24 protein-coding genes are annotated in these 25,741 nt (G+C 40.0%); 10 read left to right on the top strand and 14 right to left on the bottom strand.

All coding sequences use genetic code 11. The features are described from left to right. Window positions 1–62 precede the first annotated feature (62 nt). Both BFG52_RS02480 and BFG52_RS02475 read left to right on the top strand, forming a co-directional pair. Window positions 63–1,421, top strand: a complete 1,359-nt coding sequence (locus tag BFG52_RS02480; protein ID WP_067552177.1) for an anthranilate synthase component I family protein — start codon at window positions 63–65, stop codon at window positions 1,419–1,421. A gap of 125 nt (window positions 1,422–1,546) precedes the next feature. After that, window positions 1,547–2,260: a hypothetical protein gene (locus tag BFG52_RS02475; protein ID WP_067552174.1), complete on the top strand. Its 714-nt coding sequence runs from the start codon at window positions 1,547–1,549 to the stop codon at window positions 2,258–2,260. Between the two features lie 103 nt (window positions 2,261–2,363). On the opposite strand, the gene BFG52_RS02470 is transcribed toward BFG52_RS02475, so the two are convergent. From BFG52_RS02470 to BFG52_RS02450, 5 genes are all read right to left on the bottom strand, one after another. Continuing rightward, on the bottom strand, window positions 2,364–3,194 hold the full coding sequence (locus BFG52_RS02470) for a hypothetical protein (RefSeq protein WP_067552171.1): 831 nt from the start codon (window positions 3,192–3,194) through the stop codon (window positions 2,364–2,366). 142 nt (window positions 3,195–3,336) lie between these two features. Further along, window positions 3,337–4,434 (bottom strand): fimbrial protein, encoded by a 1,098-nt coding sequence (locus tag BFG52_RS02465; protein ID WP_067552168.1) that lies wholly within the window; start codon window positions 4,432–4,434, stop codon window positions 3,337–3,339. Then, window positions 4,431–6,971 (bottom strand): fimbria/pilus outer membrane usher protein, encoded by a 2,541-nt coding sequence (locus tag BFG52_RS02460; protein ID WP_228703798.1) that lies wholly within the window; start codon window positions 6,969–6,971, stop codon window positions 4,431–4,433. Before BFG52_RS02460 ends, BFG52_RS02465 begins: the two co-directional genes overlap by 4 nt. A 35-nt stretch (window positions 6,972–7,006) precedes the next feature. Next, window positions 7,007–7,732: a fimbrial biogenesis chaperone gene (locus tag BFG52_RS02455; RefSeq protein ID WP_067552162.1), complete on the bottom strand. Its 726-nt coding sequence runs from the start codon at window positions 7,730–7,732 to the stop codon at window positions 7,007–7,009. 79 nt (window positions 7,733–7,811) lie between these two features. Beyond that, window positions 7,812–8,387 (bottom strand): fimbrial protein, encoded by a 576-nt coding sequence (locus BFG52_RS02450; RefSeq protein WP_067552159.1) that lies wholly within the window; start codon window positions 8,385–8,387, stop codon window positions 7,812–7,814. A gap of 734 nt (window positions 8,388–9,121) precedes the next feature. Between BFG52_RS02450 and BFG52_RS02445 the strand changes: the two genes are divergently transcribed. Next, window positions 9,122–9,679: a nucleotidyltransferase domain-containing protein gene (locus BFG52_RS02445; RefSeq protein ID WP_067552157.1), complete on the top strand. Its 558-nt coding sequence runs from the start codon at window positions 9,122–9,124 to the stop codon at window positions 9,677–9,679. Between the two features lie 21 nt (window positions 9,680–9,700). Beyond that, window positions 9,701–9,865, top strand: coding sequence for a hypothetical protein (locus tag BFG52_RS17040; RefSeq protein ID WP_157758062.1), 165 nt, complete (start codon window positions 9,701–9,703; stop codon window positions 9,863–9,865). A gap of 139 nt (window positions 9,866–10,004) precedes the next feature. Here BFG52_RS17040 and BFG52_RS02440 read toward each other — a convergent pair whose 3' ends face one another. Further along, complete coding sequence (locus tag BFG52_RS02440) at window positions 10,005–11,129, bottom strand: OmpW/AlkL family protein (RefSeq protein ID WP_067552153.1); 1,125 nt, start codon at window positions 11,127–11,129, stop codon at window positions 10,005–10,007. 329 nt (window positions 11,130–11,458) lie between these two features. Further along, window positions 11,459–12,250: a helix-turn-helix transcriptional regulator gene (locus BFG52_RS02435; RefSeq protein WP_067552151.1), complete on the bottom strand. Its 792-nt coding sequence runs from the start codon at window positions 12,248–12,250 to the stop codon at window positions 11,459–11,461. Between the two features lie 98 nt (window positions 12,251–12,348). Between BFG52_RS02435 and BFG52_RS02430 the strand changes: the two genes are divergently transcribed. Continuing rightward, window positions 12,349–13,782: an MFS transporter gene (locus BFG52_RS02430; RefSeq protein ID WP_067552148.1), complete on the top strand. Its 1,434-nt coding sequence runs from the start codon at window positions 12,349–12,351 to the stop codon at window positions 13,780–13,782. Window positions 13,783–13,974: 192 nt separating this feature from the next. Here BFG52_RS02430 and BFG52_RS02425 read toward each other — a convergent pair whose 3' ends face one another. Next, window positions 13,975–15,144: an MFS transporter gene (locus tag BFG52_RS02425; protein WP_228703823.1), complete on the bottom strand. Its 1,170-nt coding sequence runs from the start codon at window positions 15,142–15,144 to the stop codon at window positions 13,975–13,977. A gap of 185 nt (window positions 15,145–15,329) precedes the next feature. Between BFG52_RS02425 and BFG52_RS02420 the strand changes: the two genes are divergently transcribed. The 3 genes from BFG52_RS02420 (at window position 15,330) to BFG52_RS02410 (ending at window position 18,523) form a co-directional block, all read left to right on the top strand. Beyond that, window positions 15,330–16,142 (top strand): AraC family transcriptional regulator, encoded by an 813-nt coding sequence (locus BFG52_RS02420; protein WP_067559029.1) that lies wholly within the window; start codon window positions 15,330–15,332, stop codon window positions 16,140–16,142. Window positions 16,143–16,366: 224 nt separating this feature from the next. Beyond that, a complete protein-coding gene (locus BFG52_RS02415) occupies window positions 16,367–17,059 on the top strand; it encodes a M15 family metallopeptidase (RefSeq protein WP_067552141.1) in 693 nt (230 codons plus the stop codon). A gap of 21 nt (window positions 17,060–17,080) precedes the next feature. Then, on the top strand, window positions 17,081–18,523 hold the full coding sequence (locus tag BFG52_RS02410; RefSeq protein WP_067552138.1) for an APC family permease: 1,443 nt from the start codon (window positions 17,081–17,083) through the stop codon (window positions 18,521–18,523). Window positions 18,524–18,696: 173 nt separating this feature from the next. On the opposite strand, the gene BFG52_RS02405 is transcribed toward BFG52_RS02410, so the two are convergent. After that, entirely contained in the window at window positions 18,697–19,380 is a 684-nt protein-coding gene (locus tag BFG52_RS02405) for a hypothetical protein (protein ID WP_067552137.1), read from the bottom strand. A gap of 294 nt (window positions 19,381–19,674) precedes the next feature. Between BFG52_RS02405 and BFG52_RS02400 the strand changes: the two genes are divergently transcribed. Further along, entirely contained in the window at window positions 19,675–20,295 is a 621-nt protein-coding gene (locus tag BFG52_RS02400; RefSeq protein WP_067552134.1) for a hypothetical protein, read from the top strand. 113 nt (window positions 20,296–20,408) lie between these two features. On the opposite strand, the gene BFG52_RS02395 is transcribed toward BFG52_RS02400, so the two are convergent. From BFG52_RS02395 to BFG52_RS02380, 4 genes are all read right to left on the bottom strand, one after another. After that, on the bottom strand, window positions 20,409–21,023 hold the full coding sequence (locus BFG52_RS02395) for an alpha/beta fold hydrolase (protein ID WP_228703797.1): 615 nt from the start codon (window positions 21,021–21,023) through the stop codon (window positions 20,409–20,411). After that, window positions 21,020–21,670, bottom strand: coding sequence for a glutathione S-transferase family protein (locus tag BFG52_RS02390; protein WP_067552131.1), 651 nt, complete (start codon window positions 21,668–21,670; stop codon window positions 21,020–21,022). The genes BFG52_RS02395 and BFG52_RS02390 overlap by 4 nt, the downstream gene beginning before the upstream one ends. Window positions 21,671–21,886: 216 nt before the next feature. Further along, window positions 21,887–23,455, bottom strand: a complete 1,569-nt coding sequence (guaA, locus tag BFG52_RS02385) for a glutamine-hydrolyzing GMP synthase (RefSeq protein ID WP_067559020.1) — start codon at window positions 23,453–23,455, stop codon at window positions 21,887–21,889. 182 nt (window positions 23,456–23,637) lie between these two features. Beyond that, window positions 23,638–24,060: a DoxX family protein gene (locus BFG52_RS02380; protein WP_067552128.1), complete on the bottom strand. Its 423-nt coding sequence runs from the start codon at window positions 24,058–24,060 to the stop codon at window positions 23,638–23,640. A 184-nt stretch (window positions 24,061–24,244) separates the two neighbouring features. On the opposite strand from BFG52_RS02380, the gene BFG52_RS02375 reads away from it, so the two are divergent. Beyond that, the gene (locus BFG52_RS02375; protein WP_067552125.1) at window positions 24,245–24,886 is read left to right on the top strand and encodes a DedA family protein; all 642 of its coding nucleotides are present in this window, start codon (window positions 24,245–24,247) and stop codon (window positions 24,884–24,886) included. Window positions 24,887–24,899: 13 nt separating this feature from the next. On the opposite strand, the gene BFG52_RS02370 is transcribed toward BFG52_RS02375, so the two are convergent. Continuing rightward, entirely contained in the window at window positions 24,900–25,490 is a 591-nt protein-coding gene (locus tag BFG52_RS02370) for a LysE family translocator (protein ID WP_067552122.1), read from the bottom strand. Window positions 25,491–25,741: the final 251 nt, after the last annotated feature.

Below are 25,741 nucleotides of genomic sequence, written 5' to 3'. Positions count from 1 at the left end.
CTACAAATTACGGTTGCGCCTGAGCATTGATCTCCCTTAGCCACGTTAGTATCTCATCCCCCATGTCCGAATCTGTGCTGTTTCAACGTTCTCTGACTTGCACTGCTCCAGCAGCCGAGTTATTAAAACAACTTTCTGACTGGACAGGTTGTGTTTATCTACAAGACCAACAGCACCCTGTACTGGCCTTTTTGCCAGAAAGTTATTGTGTTGTACAACAACAAAAACTACGTTTTTTTCAGCAGCAACAGCATAATCATTATATTGAATATACCCCAGCACAAAGCCTCAAGACATGGATGCAATTTCAGTCACAGCAACATGCAGCAACACCGCCGCTAAGCTTTTGCGGTGGTTATATTGGTTTTATCGACTTTAATTATGCAGCACAGCAATTTGTAGCCTCTCAGACGGCACCTCAACCACAGCTCTACTTCGGTAAATATCACAGCTACCTCAAATGGCAACATCATCACTGGGTGTTTTATAGTCAGTCTAAAGATGCAGAACAGCTTTATCAGCAACTGTTGCAACGCTTCGCCACCACAGCACGCGTTACCACACTGCAACTGGCTCAGCCCATGCAGCCGGATTGGCAAAAAGTACAATATCAACGTGCTTTTGACCGAATTCAAGACTATATCAAAGCCGGCGACTGTTATCAGATTAATCTGACGCAACGTTTTAGCAGCCAAGCCCAAGGCACTTTACTCACTGCCGCACATGCACTGTGGCAACTCACTGCTGCTCCTTATGCCGGTTATTTAAAACTTGGGGAATTTGAATTACTCAGCTGCTCGCCAGAATTATTTTTTCAGTTCGAAGCAGATCATCTACTGCGGACCAAACCCATCAAAGGTACCATGCCACGCTATGCGGACCCCGTACAAGACCAAGCATCCAGACAGCGCTTACAAGATTCAGCCAAAGATCAAGCCGAAAACCTGATGATCGTCGATTTACTCCGCAATGACCTCAGTGTCTATGCCGAGATTGGCAGCGTCAAAACCCCTAAACTTTTTCAAATTGAATCTTTTAATCAAGTGCATCATTTGGTCAGTGAAATACAGGCCACACTACGTCCTGAAATTAATCCCCTAGATGTGTTATTACAAGGACTGCCCGGCGGCTCTATTACTGGTGCACCGAAAATCCGCGCCATGCAAATTATTGAAGAACTCGAAATCGCGCCACGCGGTGGTTATTGTGGGACCTTAGGCTATTTTAATGAGGATGGCACTGGGGTTTGGAATATTTTGATTCGTACTGTACAGAAATACCAAGACCAACTACAGGTCTGGGCGGGTGGCGGTATTACCATTGCCTCTGAATGTGACGCAGAATATCAAGAATGTCTAGATAAAGTGAATGCAATTTTAGCCACCTTAAATCATTATCATAGCGGTGCTACACCGCCATAAAGATCGCGCATTATTCTGCTCTAAAAACGTGAACCGATTAGATAGACAAATTAAATCAGAAAATTCGCTTAGACCCTCAGGCGAAGACCAGATAATGTGAATAATCTTTTTGATTAAGCAACAACATGTATTATTGGAATCAAACCAATTTCGAAGGTCTACAACGTATTGCCGAGTATTACCAAGAGCATCCGGACTTTAAATTATTTGCCGCATATTGTTATTATCGGGAAAAAGGTCTACGTAAAATAGCATTAGAAAAAATCCAAGCATTTATTCAGCACTGCCAAACCGCCAGCATGGCACAACAACTGCATATCGCCCTACAGTTACTCAACTTAATAGCACAGCATCCCAATATTCACCAACTCATGTCGCAGCCATTACAGCAATATTTGCTCAACCTCATGCAACAAGCGATCCAACAATATCCCCATACTGCCTGTTATTACCAATGGCTGGGCTACTTAACACATGATCTTGCTTTATATCAAAAAGCCTACGCTTTAGACCCACAAAATCAAAACTGCCTAGAAAAAATTATCCAGTTTTATATACAACAAATCGACTGGCAAACGCATCATCTTTGTGAATCATTTTTCATTGGTGAACTCAAACATTGCTTAGACAAACTACAGCAACTCAAGCAGTATATTGCTCAATTCAGCCAACAATCGGATAGACGATATTATCAACAACAATATCAATATTACCAAGCACTCATCACAGCATGGCAGCATTATCAGCATCTTGATTTAAATTGCAGTTTCCCGACCTGGTGTGAACAACAACAGTTACATTTTAATTATGATCAAGCGCTGTATTATAGCCGCCCGTAAATGCCTGAAGGGTTACGCCAAAAGGTTACGATGAATGTTGGAAGATCATATCGCGGATTATATAATGCTATGTTTATACAGAATGCTTTACAAGCGCTCAAATTCAGCTCAAATAGACAAATATTACGATCGGTATAATCAGAAAAAATACGCCCCAAAACACACGTTCCCTAGACCATTTCTTGGCATCAAATCTAAAATTTTTGCGATCTAAATAGTTTTCATGCCAGAGTAAAGTACAAATATGTGCACGAGGATTTTTAATGCTGAGCTGTTGTAAAAATGCACTGCATAACTGATGCCGGTTTTTCAATGTGAATATTTTGCGAAAATTTATATCTATGCTAAAAAGTCGTTGCAACTTTTTTTCTAAGCCAGCATCGGCATAATACAATGTCACATCATAGCCCCCTTTATGACTATATAATGACACATAAGAAATATCGGCATAGTCGATGTATTTAATCTGCTCGTTGCTATACACAATCGCCAATGAATCTTCAGCAACGACGTAGTTTTTAACCTGTTGCTTGGCTTTTTGAGTACCGCTAAATTGCCAATATAAAATAGCAATCGGTATAACAACAATAGCCACGGCATAGATCAACCAGAAATAATCTAACCCCGCTTGTGGATTAAACCAAGATATTCTATGCCAGAACGACGCGTCATACACCAATACGGCTGGAAATATCGATAGAACATAAAGTATAACAACAGCAATCGAATATTTAATGAGACATCCTGAAATATAAGCAGGTTGCCCCATGAGAGGTAGAGGATGTTGTTGTTCAATCTGAATTTTAGTCGCTGCAGTAGCCTGTTCAATGGCAGCCATTTCTTGCAACCGCTGCTGATGTTGTTTGAGCTTTAATAAATACTCATAACGCTCTGCATCAAATGGCTTTTTACCGCGCTTCCTAAGTTTAGCCATATTCAAGGAAAAAATAATTCATGAGCAAAGATTATACCTAAGCTATGCTCTGGCTTCATCTCTGTAAGACAATAATCCTACAACAGCATAAATCCAGACATTATGGAATAGCACTCGAAGTACAATACAAATTTCCCATATACTATTTATAAGTCACCATAATCGTCGCTGTAGAGGTTATTTTACCTGCTTGGGTGGGAGTAGAGTCTAACTTATAATATTTAGCATAATAATTACGCCGTGCAGTCGGGTTTACGCCCATCGTGGTTTTACCAAAATCTTGCTCTAGACCAAAACGAACGGGTTGATTGGTGGTGTCTTCATACATTTGTATCGCAACATTTTTAGATGCTTGGCTACTGGCAGTATTCACCAAAATACCGTTTTTTGCATTTGCGCTTTGCGCATCAACATCACTATTATCGACAACAATACTATTTAAGCCAATATTCGCAAGACTCTCACCACAAGTTGCAACTATGGTAAAATTCGTTTTTGCAGCAGTATCACCTTGATTATTTAAGGTGGCAACCGAGATGGTCGGTAAAGTCACGACAGGATTATTTACCGTACAAGTCTTCTCTACTACTGGATTCACGATTAAACGAATTTCGGCTCTTTGTGTCGTCGATGTTGTATAACTATTATCCTGTCCTACTAATTTTTTGGTCCAACTAACATCCAGAGTTCCAATAATAACTGGTACTTCAATCGGATCTATAGGCGCCTTCTCAAAAGCAACTGCTAGGTCATATATGCGTAACCCTTGCGTATATGTATTCTCACCTAAAATACTGCCATTTTGATTCCCGAGCTCATAGGGTCCCTTAGCACTATTATTATTGTCACTATATCTAAAATAGATATAAGCATACTTATTCACAAAAGCATCGGCAGTTCCCACTATTTTATAGAACTTTTTACCATTAAATGTTTTACTTTGACTGTTAATATTACTGTTCGAAAAGGATTTGAATGTTGGCGTTTTAGTTCGAGACTGTGAGTCAAAATCATCACATTTAATCAACTGAGAGCTTTGAATATAACCTTGACCTTGAATAACCACATTGGTTGTTGGATCACTACTGGTCATATCTCGCTTTACATCTTTCTCATGACTGGTATTGGCTGGATGTAATTGACTCGCTACATTACCGCCATTATTACAATTCTGTGCTGCCAACACGTCTGCAGAACCCAATAATACGGTATAACAAAATATATGTTTCATTAGGTTCATTGCTTGCACTCCACATCAATAATTTGAAACTTTTTCGATGATGTTTTTTGATTGCTCAACACGTTCTTAGGAATATCAATCCAACATGTTGTCCGTTGTTGTGCGCCCCACTGCACCGCTAAGCGTTCTTGTAATAAGGCTGCATTTTCTATAAAGAGTTGATTCGATTGACCAAAAGTACCTATTACTGCATCGTCTTGCTGCCGAACTTGTAGACCAATCGGAATCTGTTGCTGACTTGGCGTATGCACGTTAAATAAAATATTGGAGGTTTTTTCTGTCTCGAAGTGAACTAGCGTCGCACTATAACGGCGTGGTACAACTTCTGATTGATTGACTTTTAGATTGACATCAACCGGTAGATTTTTACTGTCTATCGTAATTTCATTCACTTCATATGGGCTTAAACTCGAGTAAATCGCATTACCAAAACGATCTACCTTACCCCCCCAAGCATTATTGACAGCAGCACCTTTAGCATTTTTGGCATGGATAATCGTATAGGTATCATTAATATAATTTGCTGCAGTAATACCATAGCGGTGAGCAACCAATGCACCACGCGCACTTAAACTATATTGATGATAATTTTCACCCACACTCAGCACTGAACCCAATTGTGCTTGTGGCAAGTTATAACCCAGACTGGCGGAAACAACTGCATTATGCCCGGCATTATTATTCCAAGAATTATTGCTTGTTAAACTATAGTTCGCCTGTTGATTTTCTCCTAGCGTGCCAGATACCCCAATCATGGCACTGGTCGGATGACCCGAACTATCGGTATGCTGTATATTAGAGTTTAAATTCATAGGTCTACGGCTATTTGACCAATCTAAAGGTAGACTTAAGCTTAAATACACTCTATTTTCAGAAGGTACACGATCTAAATAATTAAAGATCTTGGAAAATCCGACTGAATAATTTAACTTGCCAATACGATTTGAATAACCAAAGCTGTATTGTTTATACTCTTTTTGCGTATTCCAATAACTGTTACGTGACAAAGACAGGCTCAATGAACCCCAATCTGCATTATTAAAACTCTGATAAATAGACGCATTAAATGTATTTTTTAAACGATATGTCTGAAATAGATAATCTACTTCTGCTTCAGTTAATTCATCATAATTACGTAAGGACATGACATTCGCTAAAGACATAAAGTCTTTGGTTTGATATCCCCCACTGATACTAATATTGGTATTGGATGGTGCATAGTTGTATTGATAAGAAACTTGGTATTTTTCACCAAGATATTTCTGGTCTAAAAGCCCGGCATCAGCATATTCAGCATCAAGATTGATGCCCCCCAAAAAGGTATTGCTACCGACCCCAAACAAATAACTCTTAAAAGGCTGACTTGCATTAAGCCCACCATATAGACTGATGTAGTTAGATAAACCATATTCAAAACTGAATTGACCAATATAATCATTTGTTGTTTTACGATTAATCTTATATTGACCAGAAGCTGCACTAAAATTTAACTGCCCAACACGGACAAGATTCATATTGGTCTGTAGGGGTACAATAAAACTATGTTTCTCCCCACCATTTTCTGTCACTTGTACTGTTAAGTCGCCATTATTACCTAAAGCGGTTAAATCATTAATTTCAAACTGTCCCGCAGGAACAGTACGTTCATAAACTTTACGACCATTTTGAAAAACTGACACCAAAGCATTGGTATTTGCTACACCTTGAATGAGCGGAGCATAACTACGCTGTGACATTGGACGCATGCTCATATCAGTTGCAACTTGAATCCCGCGTATAGATGCTGAATCGATCTTATAGGTTTGTGTATTAAAATCACCGAGCATCAAACGGGCATTGAGTGGCGTAATATCCGTTGATAATACGTTTAAATAGGAATGATAATGCGATAAATCAGTACCGCTTGAATCAAAATTACCAGCATGGCGATAGTTAAAACCTAAGAAATTTATACCACCATTTAAACTTAAATAGTTACTATCTGTCTTCTTTTGATCATCATGTTTGTAATTATAATGGTTAAAATCGTAGGATAAATATGCAGAGCTAACCCCTTGATCAAATCGAGCAGGATTAATATATCCCTTTGGTCTTTGCTTTAAAATAGACAAAGGTAGAGATAAGTGCAAACTTAATACACTTTGATCAAAATCATAAAATGCATCCGGACTTAGCGCCTTTATACTTAAGCAGTCTTGTTGTGCTAGGTTATTTTGAATGTGTTCTTTTAAGTCTAATTGCTTTAATAAGGCAGGGTCGATACACAATTCCACCTGCTGACTGTCTTCAGCATGTTGAAACTTTACCCATTGCCGACCAATTGATTTATCATTCACTGCCGCAATAACAGAATATTCACCAGCAGCAATAAAATCAGAGCGGTTAAACTGGTTTAAATCGATATCCTGACTAGCACCACCAAATAGCGCCCGTGAATCGAAAGAATAAAGCGGCGTATCTTGAATATTAAGTGCTTGAGTTTTCTCTAAATCATTTTCTATAGCGGAAACATGATTATCCGCAAAAATAGTTTGCACCCATAAGCTCGTTATCACGCTTAATAAACATTTTTTCATTCGTCAAACGCTTCTTCTATATTGGTGGTAAAAGCATTACTAGAACCATAATCATTAATAAGCTCATATTTGACTTGATATGGTTTAAACGTCAATTTAGGTTTAATCACTTCATCAGAGAATGGCGCAACCATTAAAGGTTCGCTATAGCGTAAATTATCTTGTTCTGGATTCAGCGATAAGTTCATAAAACTTATATAATAAGGAGACGGGTTGCTAATCTTTATAGATTGATCAGAGTTTAGATACTTAAAACTTAAAGCAGTAAAAGCTTTATCTTGTGTCATATTTAACTTGATAGGTCGATAAAACAATTTAATGCGGGAGCGAATAGAAATATTCAGTTTATTTTTTTCTGAACTATCTGTTGATGTCGGTGGAATATCTAAAATATTAAACCAATATAAGGTTTCACGGTCTTTGGGCAGATGACTGGTATCTTTCGCCAATAAACGAATCATTTGTCCTTTTTGCGGCTGTATTGTTGTTAAAGCGGGCACCAAAATAAAAGGGATTTTATCTGCAGATGGTATAACTTTTGGATCACCATCATCTAACCAAGATTGAATGAGTGCTGGAGTCTTCGCTGGGTTATTCAGCTGCACCGTCACACTATCTTGATTAGAGGGGAAAATAATACGTGTACCCGTAATGGTGACATCGGAATAAACATTTTGTGTCGCCAATATCATCAAAGTAACAGCCAACAACCCCGTACGCATATTAAAATCCCCTACCAACAAAATACAAACTAATTAATTAAAAATCAAAAATTTATAAGACATATTATTTGTAGATCAATTACTTATAAATAATGCTATAACTTAAAGTTCCAGCAACTTTACCTGCTTTCGCCTCATTACTTTTAGCAAAGTATTGGGCATAATATTTATAGTTATATTCATGATTATCCGCATCACCTGTTGCGGTAGATGACAGTTGTGTTGCTGGGTTATCGGTTAAATTAATGACGGTCTGTGCATTATTTAAAATTTGAATATCAATAGCATCTTTGGTAGCTGCTTCGGTATTAATCACACGACCTTCACTATTTACTTTGGCAACCTCTGGTTCAAAATACGGCGTTGCAATTTTTCCATCTACAGCACAATCGGTGTCATTGCTTCCTTTTAAACTAATTGTAAATCCTGTTAAACCACCAGTTGCTTGTGCTTTTGATAATGCCGCAACATTCAAAGTTGGTAACACCACCGTTGCAGTACTGTTGCCAGAACCATTAACTGCATCACCCTCAAGTTTGGGCACACAAGTACCGGAAACCAACTCGCCATTAAAGCTAATTGTGCCATCAACAGCAAATGCTGCTGAAGATAACATTAATAATGATACCAGCGCCAAACCACTTGATTTTTTCATAAAAATCTCCAAAAGATTGAACTCACTTTAAAAAAAATAAACTTACATCTATTAAAACAATGCAAATAGTTTCACTAAATATGAAATATCCATTAAATATTACATGCATTTCAAATTACAAAAAATGGTGAAAATCACGAAATTATTCAATATAGTTACATGTATTTCTTATATTTTTGATAAAACTCAATAATAAAACTAAGAAAATATCCCTTAAAAACAAGGGATGTTAATAAAAATTATTTAAATACAGCAACTTAAATAAATACAAAAATAAATAAAATAACAGTGGAATGCAAACAAACATTACGAATAATTGAATTAAACTAAATTATTGTTTTTTATATTGTTATATTGCTTTTTGTTAATACTTATTAATAGTAGATTTGTTATTTATTTCTCAAACAAAGCCCTAAAATAAAATCCCAGCACATTTTTATTAAATTTTAATAAAGAGTCATATGAGGCATCCCACAATCCTGCTTCTAAATTGAAGGACTCAAAACAACATGAGAAATATTATAAATAAATACAATTACTTAAAAATAAGACGGATTTCAAATGGGCTTTAATTCCATGTATAAACAATTATTGCAACCTAATAACAATGCACCATCGAGGAGCTCGTCATCGCTATAACGAAAAAAATATATACTCTTCTTCAACTGGGTTTTTAGCAGTTTAGAATTCGCTTAAGATTGAGTAATTTTTAATAAAATGAATGACTTTTAACAATGCACAATCGCTATCCATGCTGGCCGCCCTTACAAGCTGAGTACCATCCACTCTGTCAAACAGTAGTCGCTATGCTGCAGCGTGATTTTACAGAGCAGTTACATAGTATCTATTTATATGGTAGCGTCGCACAGGCGCAAGCATGTATAGGTCAGTCAGATATTGATTTTTGCGTGATATTCCATAAACCATTATCCAATATGGAAATAGAAAAACTAAAGCATCTACAAACAGTTCTAGAACAGAAGTTTAAGCTGCTTAGCAAAATTGATATCGATATAGGTGATCTACACACGATCGCTCGCCCAGATCAACAACGGCGCTGGCAGTTTTGGCTACAGCATTTATGTAGACCATTATTTGGACCAAACCTGATGGAAGAATTCGCGCCAATTGCAGTAAATTATCAGCTGGTTTGGGAAATAAATGATGGCTATCAAGAAGATCTAAGCCATTATTTTGAAAAATTATCTGAGGGTATAATTGCCACAACTGATCTGATTAAAAATTATAAATCACTGATTAAACGGTTAATTCGTCTACTTCCTTTGAGCTGACCAACACTTCAACAATGGCCGATGTCGTTGACAGATACCTTAGCACATAGTGCTGACTTATATCCTGAACTACAAAGAGACTTGGATTTTCTAGCGCAGCAATACTCTGTCGATATCACGACCCAAGCTGCCCCAGACTTTAGCCTTACAATACAACAACTGCAACATATTGCAGCACGACTGTAACAATACATTCAAAGGCTGTATCTGCTCCACAGCCCTTATTTTAAAGATTGATCCATGCTGTGCTACGGCTTTAAACTTAATAGCATTTTAAAGCCGTATAGCACAACCATATTTAGCACGATTCAGCATTTAGCACGGCTTAGAAACGATATCCAATGCCCAAATAACTAATAATTGGATCTACATCTAATTTGGTTGAAGAACGAATAAGGCGTTGCGAATTATTGGCATTTACGACATCAATCTGAACTGTTGTACTGAGCTTGGCATAACTGACCGATGCAACAGAAAACCATTGCTCATTGAAATCATAAGTAAAACCTAAACTAATAATAGGCGCAATACTGTCCTCAGACTTTACTTTAACCACAGGTTTTGCATTTGAGCTTTTTTGATCCATCGCCGCACCGGCTTTATCCGTCATAATGTTTTGAATCATATGACCGGCTGCAACCAAGTCATGCCGCGTTTGTTGATGCAACTTAATATGACTAAAATAGGCATACATTAATCCAGCGCCTAAATACGGTCTAAATTTATTAACACCGCGTTGACCAAATTGATATTGGAATTCTAAAGTTGGTGTCCAGGCACGTGCACTAGATACCGTTGCTGGACGTGCCAGATTGGTAATCGGCACGGTATCTTTGATTGGCACATTATGCCCAATATATTCTGCCACACTGCGATTATCGATAATCCCCCAGCCAATCATATTGGCACGAATTGTGCCTTTGCCTCTTACATTAACTTTTGGCGGAATGCCACCTACAAATTTTAAAGACACTTTATCATTTAAATAATAGTTAAAATTCATACCGATGGTATTGGCATTTTTCGCTTCTAAACCGGTATCTTTTTGCCGCCAATATTCTAGCCCACCTACTTGAGCACTGCCGGTCGCTTCTGCTCTTAAATTACCATTACTGTCTTCCAGCCCAGTAAAACGTGCTGCTGACATTGTGGCTGGCGGCTCAGCAACAAAAATACTTTGGATAAAAGGTTTATATGGAGAACCGTCAGGGTCTAAATAAGCCGGATCGATAGAACGTAAAAAAGAGGATGTTGAAATCTGCCCGACTTTCCCAACACGTCCTTCATTCACAAGTGTATTTATCGCCATCGGATTGCTATTTCCTTGTGGGCGGATATGAAACCAACCTGCAGATATTGAGAATTTTTTAAAATCATCTGCATAACAGAGCATACTGGGCATGCTGAACAATATGACTGAAAGTAGTTGTTTAATGCATTTATTATTCATAGGTTTTCCTTTTTATATAATGCTTGATCCATCGCGATTGCGTGTTGTTGTTCTAAATCCAAAGTCATTTTTATTGTTTATCGATGCCCTGTGCATAGCGCGATCATTTTATATTTTCTTTATAAAATATATTTAAAGCATGCACAAAATTTTTTAAATATTTTATCTACATCAATAAAATCAAGCATTTCTTAGTATTTAAAGCAACTTTCGCAAGACTTATACTAACAGCATAATGTAGAAAAATTAAATATTAAACATAATTTTTTCACCGCTGTAGCAAAAATTTCGGATGCAGTTATATGAAGTGGAAGTCTTGAGCTTTGAATTTAAAAAGAAGGTGCATAGACAATCAAGCGACGATGCTTTTCCAAGTCAAAAGTAAGAGACGTATACGCATATTGCTCGACCTGATTGCAATAACGTAAGCGGCGCTGTCCTGTACAGGGTTGATAGATATCGTGCTGAGCCCAAAGCTGTCGAAATGTTGCTGAACGTTGATTTAAGCTTGCAATCATATGTTGTATCTGAGCATGCTGCTTCACGCGAACAAAATCACGACGAAAACTCGATAACAATTGCTCAGCATCTTGTGACCAATCAAACAAACGCTCTTGATACAATGGATTATCAAACAATTGCCATAGAAAATTTCTTTCTGCCAGTGTTGTACTCGAAAATTGAAAATACTGATCTGCCTTTGCGTTAAATGCCAAAACATCCCAATGTAAATTCAAGACATAGCATAGATAGTTTGCTGGAAGGTCCAATAACATACGCTGAATCAGATGTGGAACATCGTGTTCTGTATCCCCTGTTTCTAAGGGTACACGCATCTGGGTCAATAAATACAAATGTTCTCTTTCTGCATAATTCATTTGTAATACTTGCGCCAGACGGTCGAGTAACTGACTAGAAACACCAATATCCCGCCCCTGTTCCAGCCAAGTATACCAACTAACGCCGACACCAGCTAAAGCTGCAACTTCCTCACGGCGTAAACCTGGGGCTCTACGTCTGGCATGTCGAGCAATACCAAATGCTTCAGGGCAAAGACTGGCACGCTTTCTTTGTAAAAAATCAGCCAATTCAGGGCGTACACGTTGTCGCCGATTTTGCATACTATGACTACTTGTACCTGTATAAACTACAAAATTGTAGCAGTTTCCAAGGAAATTTATAGTCAGTACTCGACATTGATTTGAGTGAAATAAATAGCATGACACGACAACAATTTTATGCCTTGAGCGTGCTGATATTGGCTGGCTTTGTGACAATTTTTGATCTCTTCGTCGTGAATGTTGGCATTGTTCGTATTGAAAAAGACCTATCTGCCAACCTCACCGAAATAACACTTATTATTGTGCTGTATGAATTGGGATTTGGTCTATTGTTAATTACAGGCGGGCGTCTAGGAGATATTTATGGGCGTCGCCAATTGTATCAAGTTGGCATGCTTTGCTTTACAGTAAGTTCATTCGCCTGTGCCTTGGCTCCCAATACGCTGACATTGATCATCGCACGCTTGATACAAGGTCTGTCTGCTGCACTTTTATTTCCACAAGTATATGCCAGCATCCGTTTAAATTTTAATGCACAACAAGCCAAATTTGCATTTTCTTGTCTTGGTATGAGCTTAGGTTTAGCTGCCATAGCAGGTCAAGTATTCGGTGGCTGGATCATTCAACTCGACCTATGGGGATTGAGCTGGCGTAATATTTTCTTGGTGAATATTCCAATTGGCATCATTGCACTCTATGGCTCCAAACACTTATTGTCCCACCCCTTAGAACAAAAACTCGGCTTAGATCTGATAGGCGTAATCATTTCAGCACTGGCGTTGATCTTTATTTTAATACCTATTCTCATGCTTCCCGCCATAGGCTGGTCTATGTTGAGTTATGGCAGCATCACTATCGGTGCTGGCATGCTCTGGATATTTTATGTATATGAAAAAAAATTATTGCAGCAGGCACGCACCCCACTCCTTGATGTCAACTTACTCAAGAATAAATCTTTTATATGTGGTGGATTGATTGTACTTGCGGTGTATTCCACATCAAGTGCTTTTCCTATGGCAATGACTATTTTATTCCAGTCGGGTTTTGCATTAAATCCCTTACAATCTGGGCTACTATTTATGCCTGCCAGTATTGGTTTTATTTTAGCATCTTGGCTCACACCACGTTGGCAGCAAAGTTTTGGACAAAAGGTTTTATTGATTGGCGCACTGCTCTACCTATTGAGTTATGTGGCCTTAATTTTCTGTAACCAACAATTTAATTTGCAACAACATATCATTTTATTATTGCCACTGATGTTGAATCTAGGCTTTAGCCAAGGCATGATCATGACTCCACTGTTGAATTGGACGCTCAGTTTTATATGCCCGCAATATGTGGGTATGGCATCTGGGGTACTGGCGACCTTACAACAAATCGGTGCGGCATTCGGTGCAGCAATGGTTGGAAGTTTGTTATATCGGCACTTACAAACCCTGCCCCAAACAAGTCAGACACAGCCCAATTTAGAACACATCCGCGAAGCATTTAACCACGCCTTATCCTTCAATATCGGCATCATGCTTGTAGCATGTATAGTGTTACTCTATTTAATCTGGCACCAATTTAATCTGGCAGCAGCATCGGATTAATTGGTACGCCTAAATAAAGTAAGCGCTATTCTGTTATAGACCTAGCCTTTCCCAGCAAGAAATACTCAATAGCCGAATAGCCCTATTCTCTCCCCTGATTCATCCACTTTAAATGGCAAGCGCAGCATATTTATGATGCGCTCTGCTCTACTGCTACGCTTGCCATACCGACTAAATCATTGCCTGATAGCATTATGGCGTCGTTTTTGCGGCACGTGTATTGGGTAGGAATAAGGTCAACAAGCCCAATAAAGGCAAATAAGAACATAGTTGAAAGACCCATTGAATACCACGGACATCGGCTAAATAACCTAAACTTGCAGCAGCAATACCACTAATGCCAAACATTAAACCGAACATCAAGCCTGCAACCATACCCACTCGTCCGGGCATCGCTTCTTGGGCATAGACCACCATCGCAGAAAAGGCAGAAGACATCACTAAGCCTGCAATAATTGCCAGTACACAAGTCCACAATAAATCTGCATAAGGCATGAGCAATGCAAAGGGTGCCATCGCTAAAAAAGAAACCCAAATCACTGCTTTACGACCAATACGATCACCAATCGGACCACCAACAAAAGTGCCTAAAGCCACCGCAGCCAAAAATGCAAACAAATACAGCTGAGCTTGCTGAATACTGACATGAAACTTATCGATGAGATAAAAAGTATAGTAATTACTGAGGCTGGCAATATAGGTGAACTTTGCTAACATCAAAGCACAAATAACGCTTATGGCACGAACCAAGGTTATCCCTTCTAATTTGACCAAGCCGACTGCAACAGCCGTTTTTTGGGCTTGGGCGGCAGCATGTCGAATCGTCCAGCGACTCACCCGATACAATACCCATACCCCAATTAAGGCAAATAAAACCAACCATGCCGCTGCTGCCTGCCCGTTGGGAACAATAATCGCCGCGGCTAAAAGTGGTCCTATGGCACTTCCTGTATTGCCTCCGACTTGAAAGGTCGATTGTGCTGTTCCAAAACGCCCGCCTGATGCCATCCGTGCCACACGCGATGCTTCTGGGTGAAAGGTCGAAGAACCCACCCCAATAAATGCAGCTGAAACCAATAGCATATAGAAGCTCTGTGCCAAAGCCAGCAATACAATGCCCAATAATGTCACCGCCATTCCCAAGGGCAATAAATAAGGCTTCGGATATTTGTCTGTATATAAACCAATCCAAGGTTGTAATAACGAAGCAGTTAACTGATACACCAGTGAGATCAGTCCAATCTGCGCAAAACTTAATGCAAAGTTAGCACGTAACATCGGATAAATTGCGGGCAAGGAAGCTTGTATTAAGTCATTGAGCAAATGAGCAAATGCTACCGCAAACAGCATCGGCAGTACCATTGTGCTGACCTTGGCTGGTGTGTTTATTGACGTCGACTGCTTTGCATTACTTGGCGATTCCATTATGAAAACCTCAAACTAATCCATAGGAGTGTGCTATTGTAATTTGTCATATACAGCATAATGTTCCATAAATCATTGTATAAGTGACAATCTCTGCTTATAAAAACCTGAGCCCCTTGTTTATGTATGAACAGCGCATCCAGCCTACGCAGCTTCTCATTCCGCTAGAAACTCAGCATGCCTATCAGAGTGTGATTGCTCCACATTGCCATGGTCACGCGCAATTACTTTATCCCTCTGCGGGCAGTATTCGGGTACACACACCTGCGCATGTTTGGATTGTGCCAACCAAATGCGCATTATGGATTCCAGCCCATATTGAACATAGCGTGGTAGCTCTTAGCCAAGTGACGCTCAGCACGGCGCTGGTCACAGCCTCCGTTGCACAAGCCTTGGGATCACAATGTTTCTTATTACAAGTCAGTAATCTACTCCGTGAACTTTTGCTGCGTTTTAACCAATGGGAACAACTCAGTCATCAAAGCCCACAAACAGCGATGGAATTGGGACATGCCTTGCAACAACTTATCTTATATGAGATCCAGAATGCCGATAACTTTCCATTTGAGATTCCATGGCCCACAGATAAGCGATTATTGACAATTTGTACGCAATTATTAGAACAACCACAGCAATTAAAAGACTTGAACCGCCTAAGTGACCAAGTCGGTGCCAGCCCACGTACGCTGATTCGACTCTTTCAACGAGAAACTGGACTATCTTATCGCACATGGGTACAACATCTGCATATTGCACTGGCTATTGCCAAATTAGCACGTGGTAAATCTGTTGCCGACATTGCACAAAGTCTTGGCTATCAGAATGTCTGCGCCTTTAGCAGCATGTTTAAACGCCACATCGGCAAAACACCACAACAGTATAAAAATGAAAAACATGCTGAACATATGCTGCCGAAACCGCCACTGAGGCGCTAGGGTTTGTCATTGAATAGCTGATATAAGATCATTTCTATAACATCATTTTCGCCGCTTGATTAAAAGCAAGGCATTGAAAGTGATCGCTATATTATGATAATACTGTATTGTTACAGTGATTTCTCCCACATCACCACAACATAAAATCTCTACTCCTACCGCAAATCAAACGCCATCTTCTACTGAGGACTAAGTTATTTTGTTTCAAAATTAAGGATTTAAATATGTTGCAGGCTATACCTTCAATAACGCAAATGGATTGGAATGCGGTTTACCAACAGCACATCATCGAATCTGGTGAGCCATTGGTCAATTTGAATGATATGCAAAATTGCCGTATTCAGGTGTCGGCAATTTACCATCAACAAGGTATTCCTTTTGCACAGCCACACTGCTATGCACGTCAATCTGTGGCAGCACGACTTCAAGATGCCAGTACATATTTGCCCGCAGGTTATCATCTACTGATTCTGGATGCATGGCGCCCTTATCTGCTGCAAAAGCAGTTAATCGAATGCTTTCGCCATGACATCATGCAAAAAAATCCCGCAATGAGTGCCGAACAATTGGCAGAAGTTTTGGCACTGTTCGTGGCTGAACCCAGTGAAGATCCCTTAAAACCGAGTCCGCACTTAACAGGTGGATCGGTTGATCTGACTTTATGTGATGAACACGGCACAGCCTTAGATATGGGAACAGCCTTCGACGAAGCCAGTGAATACAGTTGGACAGCAAGCTTTGAACAGACCCAGACCGATCCCACCGTACAACATAACCGCCGCGTGCTCTATTGGGCAATGCGACACGCAGGCTTTACCAACCTACCCACGGAATGGTGGCATTACGATTTTGGTAATCAACTGTGGTGCTACTTTAGCCAGCAAGCACAAGCAATCTACTCAAAAACATCTGTCTAGGAAGGACTGTCGAGAAATCATATGCAAAATTCGTTAAAACGATCATTGAGCTTTAGCGCCTTGGTCATGCTCGGTGCTGCCGGTGTTATTGGTTCAGGCTGGATTTATACCACCAGTAATTTTTTTGCCCAATATGGTGCTGGTGGTGTGGTACTGGGCATGGTGTTGGCAGCCTGTTTGGCGGCATGTATTGCCTTATCTTATGCAGAATTGGCAGCACAATTCCCCAGAGCTGGTGGTGAAATTCTTTATAGCTTTATTGCCTATAACAAAACCTTAGCCTTTATTGTGGGCTGGCTACTGATTGGCGCGTTTATCAGCAGCACGGCTTTTTATATGGCGGCCTTTGGTGGGCTGATTAGCACCGGTATTCCAAGCCTAAAGCCTTTGATGGAAAGCATTCCACTCTATAGCATCAGTGGCAGTCAGGTCTATTTATGGGGCTTGCTGGCAGGTCTAATTTTGGTCATGGTATTTTTTATCCTCAATACCCGTGGTGTTGATGTGGGCGCACGGGCACAAAAACTCTTATTTTTAGTCAAAGTATTATTGGGGGTTGCTTTGGCCGCCGCGGGTATTGTATTGGGGAAATGGGCAAATTTTTGGCCAGCCTTTGCCATACCCGCCGAGCAAAACATGGCAGTACAAGGCACCTTACATACCTTTAAGTTTGTTATCCCAGCACTGACCTTTCTAACAGGTTTTAGTTTGGTTTCCCTTCTCGCCGAAGAAGCGAATATTTCTGCACAAAAAATTGGCAAAGCGGTGGTAGTAACGATTTTCTTAGCGGGTGCTTATTATGTATTGGTCCTACTCGGCACAGCCATGATTATTCCTTGGCAGCAATCTGCTCAGTTAGAATTTGGTGCGATTGCAACCTTCACACATGCAGGCTATCCAGCCTTAGGCTATGCCGCGATGGGCATTGCTTTTTTAGGCATGGCAACGGGATCGTTAGGAATGGCTATCGGCTGTTCGCGTATTATTTTTGCCATGGGTCGCGGCGGGTTACTTCCAGCGTTCTTAGGGCGGCTCAATCATAAAGGTGTTCCCCTCAATGCATTGCTAATGACATTTATCATGACCATTGCTTTGGGCTGGCTCGGCAAAGGCGCCATGATTTGGTTTCTTGACACTGGTGGTATTTATGTTGGGCTATCTTGGGTGGTCACCGTCTTTTGCATGTATAAAATCAGACGGAAATTCCCCAATAACCCTCGTCCCTACCAAACGAAATATGGTTTTTTACCAATCCTTGGTGCCCTAGGTGCATTGGGTATTATTTTAATGACGCTAATCCCTGGTACGTCTTTGTCATTATTGGCGCCCGAATATGTCATTTTGGTGTGCTGGATTTTATTGGGTGCATTTATTTATTGCTTACAGGTCCGTCGTCATGGTTTATCGGATCAAGAGATGCTTAATCAGATGTTAGGTGAGCAAGATCAAGATCATCAGCACTAAAGAACATCTTGATTAACAGTACCACAATCGCTTTATTTAAAAATTTAAATAGCTCATCATCTCTGCCAAATCTGGCTATAGATTTAGCAGAGATGATGTCTATATTGATCTATAGAATAACCTGAGTTCAACATAAATAATATATGCTCATTGCAGAAGGGCAAATAGCGTGTTTATTGTTCGAAAAAATTATCCGGTAATTCAGTTGTGGGGATTAAACCCAATTCAACCAAGGCTAAAGCGTTTTCTTGTATTTTTTTCTTCAAAGATGCTGTTTCGATAAACCAATTTTCATCAAAAACAAGAATTGAACCCTGATTATATTGATTAGTGATATTAATTTGTTGATAAAGATAAGCGAGCTCGTTAGCTTCTATTTTTTGGGGGATATAGCAAATTGGCGTCGTTACAAGTCGATGCGGAAATATATTAGTATCCGCTATAAAATCACTACTCACATATATATATTGAACCCTAAGATAATCTAATATTATTCTAAAAATTTGTACTACTTCTTGCCAATCAATTACTTTTTCAAAGGTCATTCTAATATCGAACGTAGTAAAAATAATACTTGCGAAATTAGAATTATCCTCTCCATTCCATAAGGAAAAAGATTGAAAAATATCCTTCTTCCTTAAATTTAAAAGATAATGATCAGCTTTTTGTGATGGAAAAGGATATTCAAAAAGTGTTTTTTTGTTGGTTGGGTTATTTACATACCATTTTGAAAATACTGGATTAACTAACACTAAATTTTCTATGATTCTTTTTAGAAGAAATAATTGTTCGTTTATATTCTTTTCTTCGCAAGGAAGTCTTTTATAAAATCGTGTATTAAGGAAAAACTCACTCATACTAAGAGCCCTATTGTATTAAAGTGCTATATGCTGCCAAGCTTTTACAAATGAAAAATAAGATCTATAGAATTCCATCATACACAAAAGACAGAACATGTTTTGCAATAAGAGAATGGCGGTGCATGGAGTATGCTATGCTGCATGATCAAGCTCTAAACTCGGCTTTCAATATTCTTGCATTTGCACATCAGCGTCTTGTAAGAGAAATCTTCCTCCATTCGGTCAGAGAAGATGTAAAATAAACACTTGTACAATCTTGCACAATAATATCTATACAGTGGAATAACTTATATGCCTAAGCTCATTCTAAAACACACTTGCCTGCCCCTACTCATTGCAATCAGCCTTGTCATCAGTGGCTGTCAAAGCCATAAATCACTGGGCGAAAATACCCGTACAACCACGCAAAAAATTAAATCACTCATTGGTCTGGGACCCAAAGATAAAATTCCTGAGATTGATAAAAAAGGTGTGGTGGATATTGCCAAAAGTACACAACAGCAAATCCAAGAGTTGCTCATCAATATGCCAACAGGTCAATGGGTATATATTGAAAATGATTTACAAGGCTTATATGACCTACAAAATAAAAATGCCCAGTCTTTTATTTTATCGCTACGGCTAAACTGTAAAATTACCACGCAACGACCAAGTTTTAGCATTCAAAATGCAGACAATCAAGTGGTCTTAAAAGCTTATGATGACAGCGCTGGTGCTATTCAGTTTTTACTGGACAATAAAAACTATGGGAATCCATTTGATCAGCATAATACGAAAAAGCTAGACAGCTTTAAACAAAATATTCTCCAAGCCAAAAACATTAAAATCTTTAATGCTGGAAAGCTATATAGCTTTGATAACCAAAAAAGTGAATTACTCAATAAAGCTGTCAGCTGCAATCCAAACACCTAGTCTTGCACCTGTCGATGCATTGTGACACCAACCCAAACGCCAGCATGTGCTGTTACTGATCAGCAGCAGCACAAGGTCGATTGGTCACATTTTAGACTATTTCATGCTGCACATTACAGCTGTTGCGCCAGAAATTTTTCAATAAATTTAGCAACTTGTGGTGCATGGCGTTGTGCCAGATCATGTTCTCCACCCGCAATAACCTGTAACTGTGCATTCGGCAATTGCTGGCGCAAATAGACTCCCACAGCCACAGGGCTAATCGGATCTTGATCGCCCCATAACAGCAATACTGGGCATTGTACTTGTGACAAATATGGCTCAATGACAGCATGTCGAGCCGTCACAAACCAATCTGGTAAATCCCAATCCTGTTGGTATTGGTCACGCCAATCTGCCACCTGAAAGGGCGTCAAATCAATACCTCCAGAGGTCGCAACCAAAACCAATGCGCGGATTTTACTGGGTTGTTGTCGTGCCATCTCTACAGCAAATATCCCACCCATTGACTGCGCCACTAACACACAGGGTGCTGTGATTTGCGCAGAGACATAACGTCCCAGACTAGCAAAATCATAAACTTGAGGATGTTGTGGACAAGCAGCAAAACCAGGATAAGCAATCACCTGCTGATCCTGATAAGCAGAAAGCTGCTGCATGGCTGCATGCCAAAACTGGGTTTGTCCTGACGCACCGGGCAAATAACGTAATGCGATCTTAGACATCATTCAGCCAACAGTGCATTTTTTTGCATCGCCGTTTGAAATGCTGGACGGGCGGCAAGTCGTTTTAAATACTGCACCAGCGTTGGATACGCGGCTAAGCTATGCTCTGGCAACATCTGCAAAGCAAAAGCCAATTGAATATCTGCAAAACTAAATTGCCCCGCGGCATACTCATGTTCTGCAAAATAATCTGCTATATAGCTTAAATGTTCAGCAAGGCGTGGTGAAATATAGCCAGCTGCAATTGCAGCAGAAAACTCTTGTGCTGCGGCTTGTTCTGAAAAGCGCGGATGCTTGGCAATAGATCGTGTCACCAATCCCATCACCAATAACGGCATCAAAGAGGCTTCACTATAATGCATCCAATATTGATATTGTTGTAACGCCGCTGCATCGGTTGGCTTAAACTGCTGTTGCAGATCATATTGACCTTGTAAATAGTCTAAGATGCATGCCGACTCTACTAGGGTTTGTTCACCATCAGTCAAGATCGGCGCTTTACCTAAAGGATGAATCTTTTTGAGCTGATCAGGCGCTGCAAAACTGGGTAAACGTTGATATTGTAGCAACTCATAAGCTAAGCCGAGTTCTTCTAAAGCCCATATAATCCGTATAGAACGCGATTGCTGTAAATGATGTAAAACGATCATAAAATATTCCCTGCACTGTGCGGCATTTTCAAGATTGAATTTAGCTTTGCTCTAGCAGTATAGGCAAAAAGGACGCCTTAGCGTCCTCCTTTTAAATTAAATCTTTAACTGCTCTAAAACAGCGCTTTTTGAAAACCCGGGCTGCCGCGCGCTAAGCGCTTGTCGTAGCACTTAATAAAATCTGGGCAAAAAGCAGTGCTTTTTGAAAGCCCGATTTTACTCCCATTCAATGGTTGCTGGTGGTTTAGATGAGATATCATAAACGACGCGAGAGACATCTTTGATTTCATTCATGATTCGGTTTGACGTTTTTTCAACTAAATCATAAGGAAGATGCGCAAAACGTGCGGTCATAAAGTCTACTGTTTCCACGGCGCGTAATGCGATGACCCAAGCATAACGACGACCATCCCCCACAACACCAACTGATTTCACAGGTTGGAACACGGCAAAGGCTTGCGCCGTTTTTTCATACCAGCCACTGGCATGAAGTTCTTGCATAAAGATATCGTCCGCTAGACGTAAAATGTCAGCATATTCTTTTTTCACTTCACCCAAAATACGCACACCTAAACCAGGACCTGGGAATGGATGACGATAGATCATGCTATGCGGCAAACCTAAAGTTGTCCCCAATTTACGCACTTCGTCTTTGAACAAATCACGTAATGGCTCAACCAATTCAAAAGCAAGGTCTTCTGGTAAACCACCTACGTTATGGTGAGATTTGATGACATGCGCTTTGCCTTGCTTACTCGCAGCGGATTCAATCACATCAGGGTAGATCGTGCCTTGTGCTAAGAATTTTACGCCATCTAATTTACGCGCTTCTTCCGCAAAAACTTCAATGAACTCACGACCAATAATTTTACGTTTTTGCTCAGGATCAGTCACCCCTGCCAAAGCATTGAGGAAACGCGCTTCAGCATCGGCACGAATAACACGAATTCCCATGTTTTGAGCAAACATTTTCATGACTTGATCGCCTTCATTTAGACGTAACAAACCATTGTCTACAAATACACAGGTCAACTGGTCGCCAATTGCCTTATGCAATAACGCCGCAACCACCGATGAATCAACACCACCCGATAGTCCTAACAATACTTTTTCAGTACCAATTTGCTGACGTAATTGTTCAATACGCAGTTCAATAATATGTTCCGCAGTCCATAGTCCACCACAACCACAAATTTTGTGTACAAAGTTCGATAACAATGCTGCACCTTGTGTGGTATGTGTTACTTCTGGATGGAACTGTACGCCATAAAAACCACGTTTTTCATCAGAAACTGCTGCAAATGGACAACTTGCTGTGCTCGCAGTCACCTGGAAACCTTCTGGAATGGCAGCGACTTTGTCACCATGACTCATCCAGACATGCAGCTGATTTTCTTGGTCCTGTAAATCACCAAGTAATGCATCACGTCGTAAAATATCTACTTCGGCATAACCAAACTCGTGCACAATGCCTGCTTCAACCTTACCACCCAGTTGTTCTGACATGGTTTGCAAACCATAGCAAATTCCCAGCACAGGAACACCGAGCTCAAATACAACTTGTGGCGCACGAGGGCTGCCCTCTGCATGTACACTTTCTGGACCGCCAGACAAGATAATGCCTTTCGGTTGAAATGCGCGAATGTCTTCTTCAGACATATCATACGCATACATTTCGGAGTAAACACCGGCCTCACGCACACGTCGTGCAATAAGCTGGCTGTATTGAGAGCCGAAATCTAAAATGAGGATGCGGTCTTCAGTGATTTGAGTATTGGTAGTCATGACAAACACTATGTATGGCAAACGAAATAAGCGCTGCATTCTAGCATTTTTCTTGCAGAAGCGCACATGATTCCAGCGTTAATCTGTCCAAAACACCTGAAAATCCATTGCAAACTAAATTTAGCATCAGGCAGCAGCAATGCTGCCATCAACGATGAAACAGCATGGCTTGCAATGCCAAGTTAATTTGACTTTTCCAAGAAATGGTCAAGACTTATGCGACCTGCACCATAGAGCGCAATAAAAAGTAGACCACCAGCCATGCTCAAATTTTTCATAAAGTTAATGGCATCATCATGTCCCTCATGAAAAATCAAGGCGGTCAGTACACTAAAAACCGCTAGACCCAAAGCCGCGAGTCGTGTTTGTAAACCCAATAATATTGCGAGTCCACCGCCGAACTCCACAAAAATAGTGAGCGGCAATAAACTCCCCGCAACGCCCATATTTTGCATATAGAGAACGGTATCGGCATAGCTGGTGATTTTGCCCCAGCCCGCTACTATAAAAATATATACCACCAAAATACGCCCTAAAAGGCTAATCAAACTGTTGATGGCGGTATGGTCTAAAGTTTTTTTAATGTATACATTAGGATTTAGCATTTTTAATGTCTCGTCAAAGAATTTGCTTATCTTATTTATAAAAACCCACTGTGAAAATCGCAGTGATCAACACTCAACGTCGCAAAAATAAAACGATTCAGCATTTATTTTATTGCATTTGCATACTGACATTGCCGCAACAGACTGCTAGGATTTGAGCACCTTCTTGTATAGTTTTGGCCTGATGGACTTAATCAATTTTATTTTGCATGTTGATGAGCATTTATTAGAGTTTATTCGAAATTATGGCGTTTGGATCTACGCTATTTTGTTTCTGATTATTTTTGTAGAAACTGGCTTGGTGGTTATGCCTTTCTTACCTGGGGATAGCTTACTCTTCGCTGCAGGAGCATTGGCAGCATCAACCGGTATGATCAATCCATGGTTACTGATCTTATTATTATTTACGGCTGCGGTATTGGGCGATACATTGAATTACCATATTGGCAAATATATTGGACCACGGGTATTTGAAATAGAGTCCAGATTTATTAATAAACAGCACCTCATCAAAACGCAAGATTTTTTCGAACGTCATGGTGGTAAAACTATTATCTTCGCACGCTTTCTTCCATTCGCTCGTACCTTCGCGCCCTTTGTCGCAGGGGCCGGTAGTATGCATTATTCTTATTTTATTCTCTTCAATATCATTGGTGGTTTCTGCTGGGTCAGTTCTTTTATTGTCTTGGGCTATCTCTTTGGCAATGTGCCCATGGTTAAAGACAATTTCACCCACTTAATTTTTGGCATTATTATACTCAGCGCATTACCGGCTGTCGTAGAGTTTATACGGTATAAATTTTTTAAAAAGTCGAAAATCCATTAAACGCCAATACAAACTAAAATAGACGAATAAAAGTCGGGAAAATACACAGCATCAGCAGCATTGCCGATCCCTTATAGAGTCGATCGGTAAGCTTGCTTGAATAACTCTCTTCCAATGCGGCTCGACCAAAATGCAGCCAAAATAAACCGCTTGGAATGGCGCAGGCGCAGAAAGCCAGCATGACCATAAAATAACTTTGAAAAGAGTTCCATGTTTCTAAAGGTAAAATACCCGTGGCAAGTAAAACCGTCTTTGGGTTTTTTAGAATAGACAGAAAGTATTGTTGCGCTTTAATCTGCGGTTGTTGACGGCGATACTGTAAAAGATCTCGATTACGCCAGAAAGAAAATGCAGCCCATAAGACGTATGCCGCACTGACAATATGTAAAATCGAATTTAACATTGGCCAAACAGGTGAGCTTAAATGCATCATTAATGCCCATAAGCCAATCCCATAGACATAGCCTATGATTTCTATGGATAGAAATTTTAATGTTACTGCACGCCCCTGATGATATGCTGCGCTAGCCAATAATGCGTTACTGGGTCCTGGAATGATCAGTACTGCCAATACCGCAAAAATAAATAGCCAACTTTCAATCATCTTGTGCCCTGTTGCCGATTAGGTCGCGCCACCTTATCGGAACTGCACGGCAATTGACAAGATTTATCTTGCTCTCAATCGATCAACAGCCAGCATAAAACGCGGGAGAATCAAAACAAGATATTGATTATAATAAATATTTAAAGGAAATATTTTGATATAAAATCACTCAGACCACAGATTTAGATAATGTGACTTACAACACATTTTAAATGTGCCCCCCAATATAAATATCACTTAACCTTGAAGAT

Origin of the sequence: Acinetobacter larvae (genome assembly GCF_001704115.1) — a bacterium.
Classification (GTDB): Bacteria; Pseudomonadota; Gammaproteobacteria; order Pseudomonadales; family Moraxellaceae; genus Acinetobacter; species Acinetobacter larvae.
Note: the sequence above shows the minus strand (reverse complement) of the source record. Positions and strands in the feature narration are given on the sequence as shown.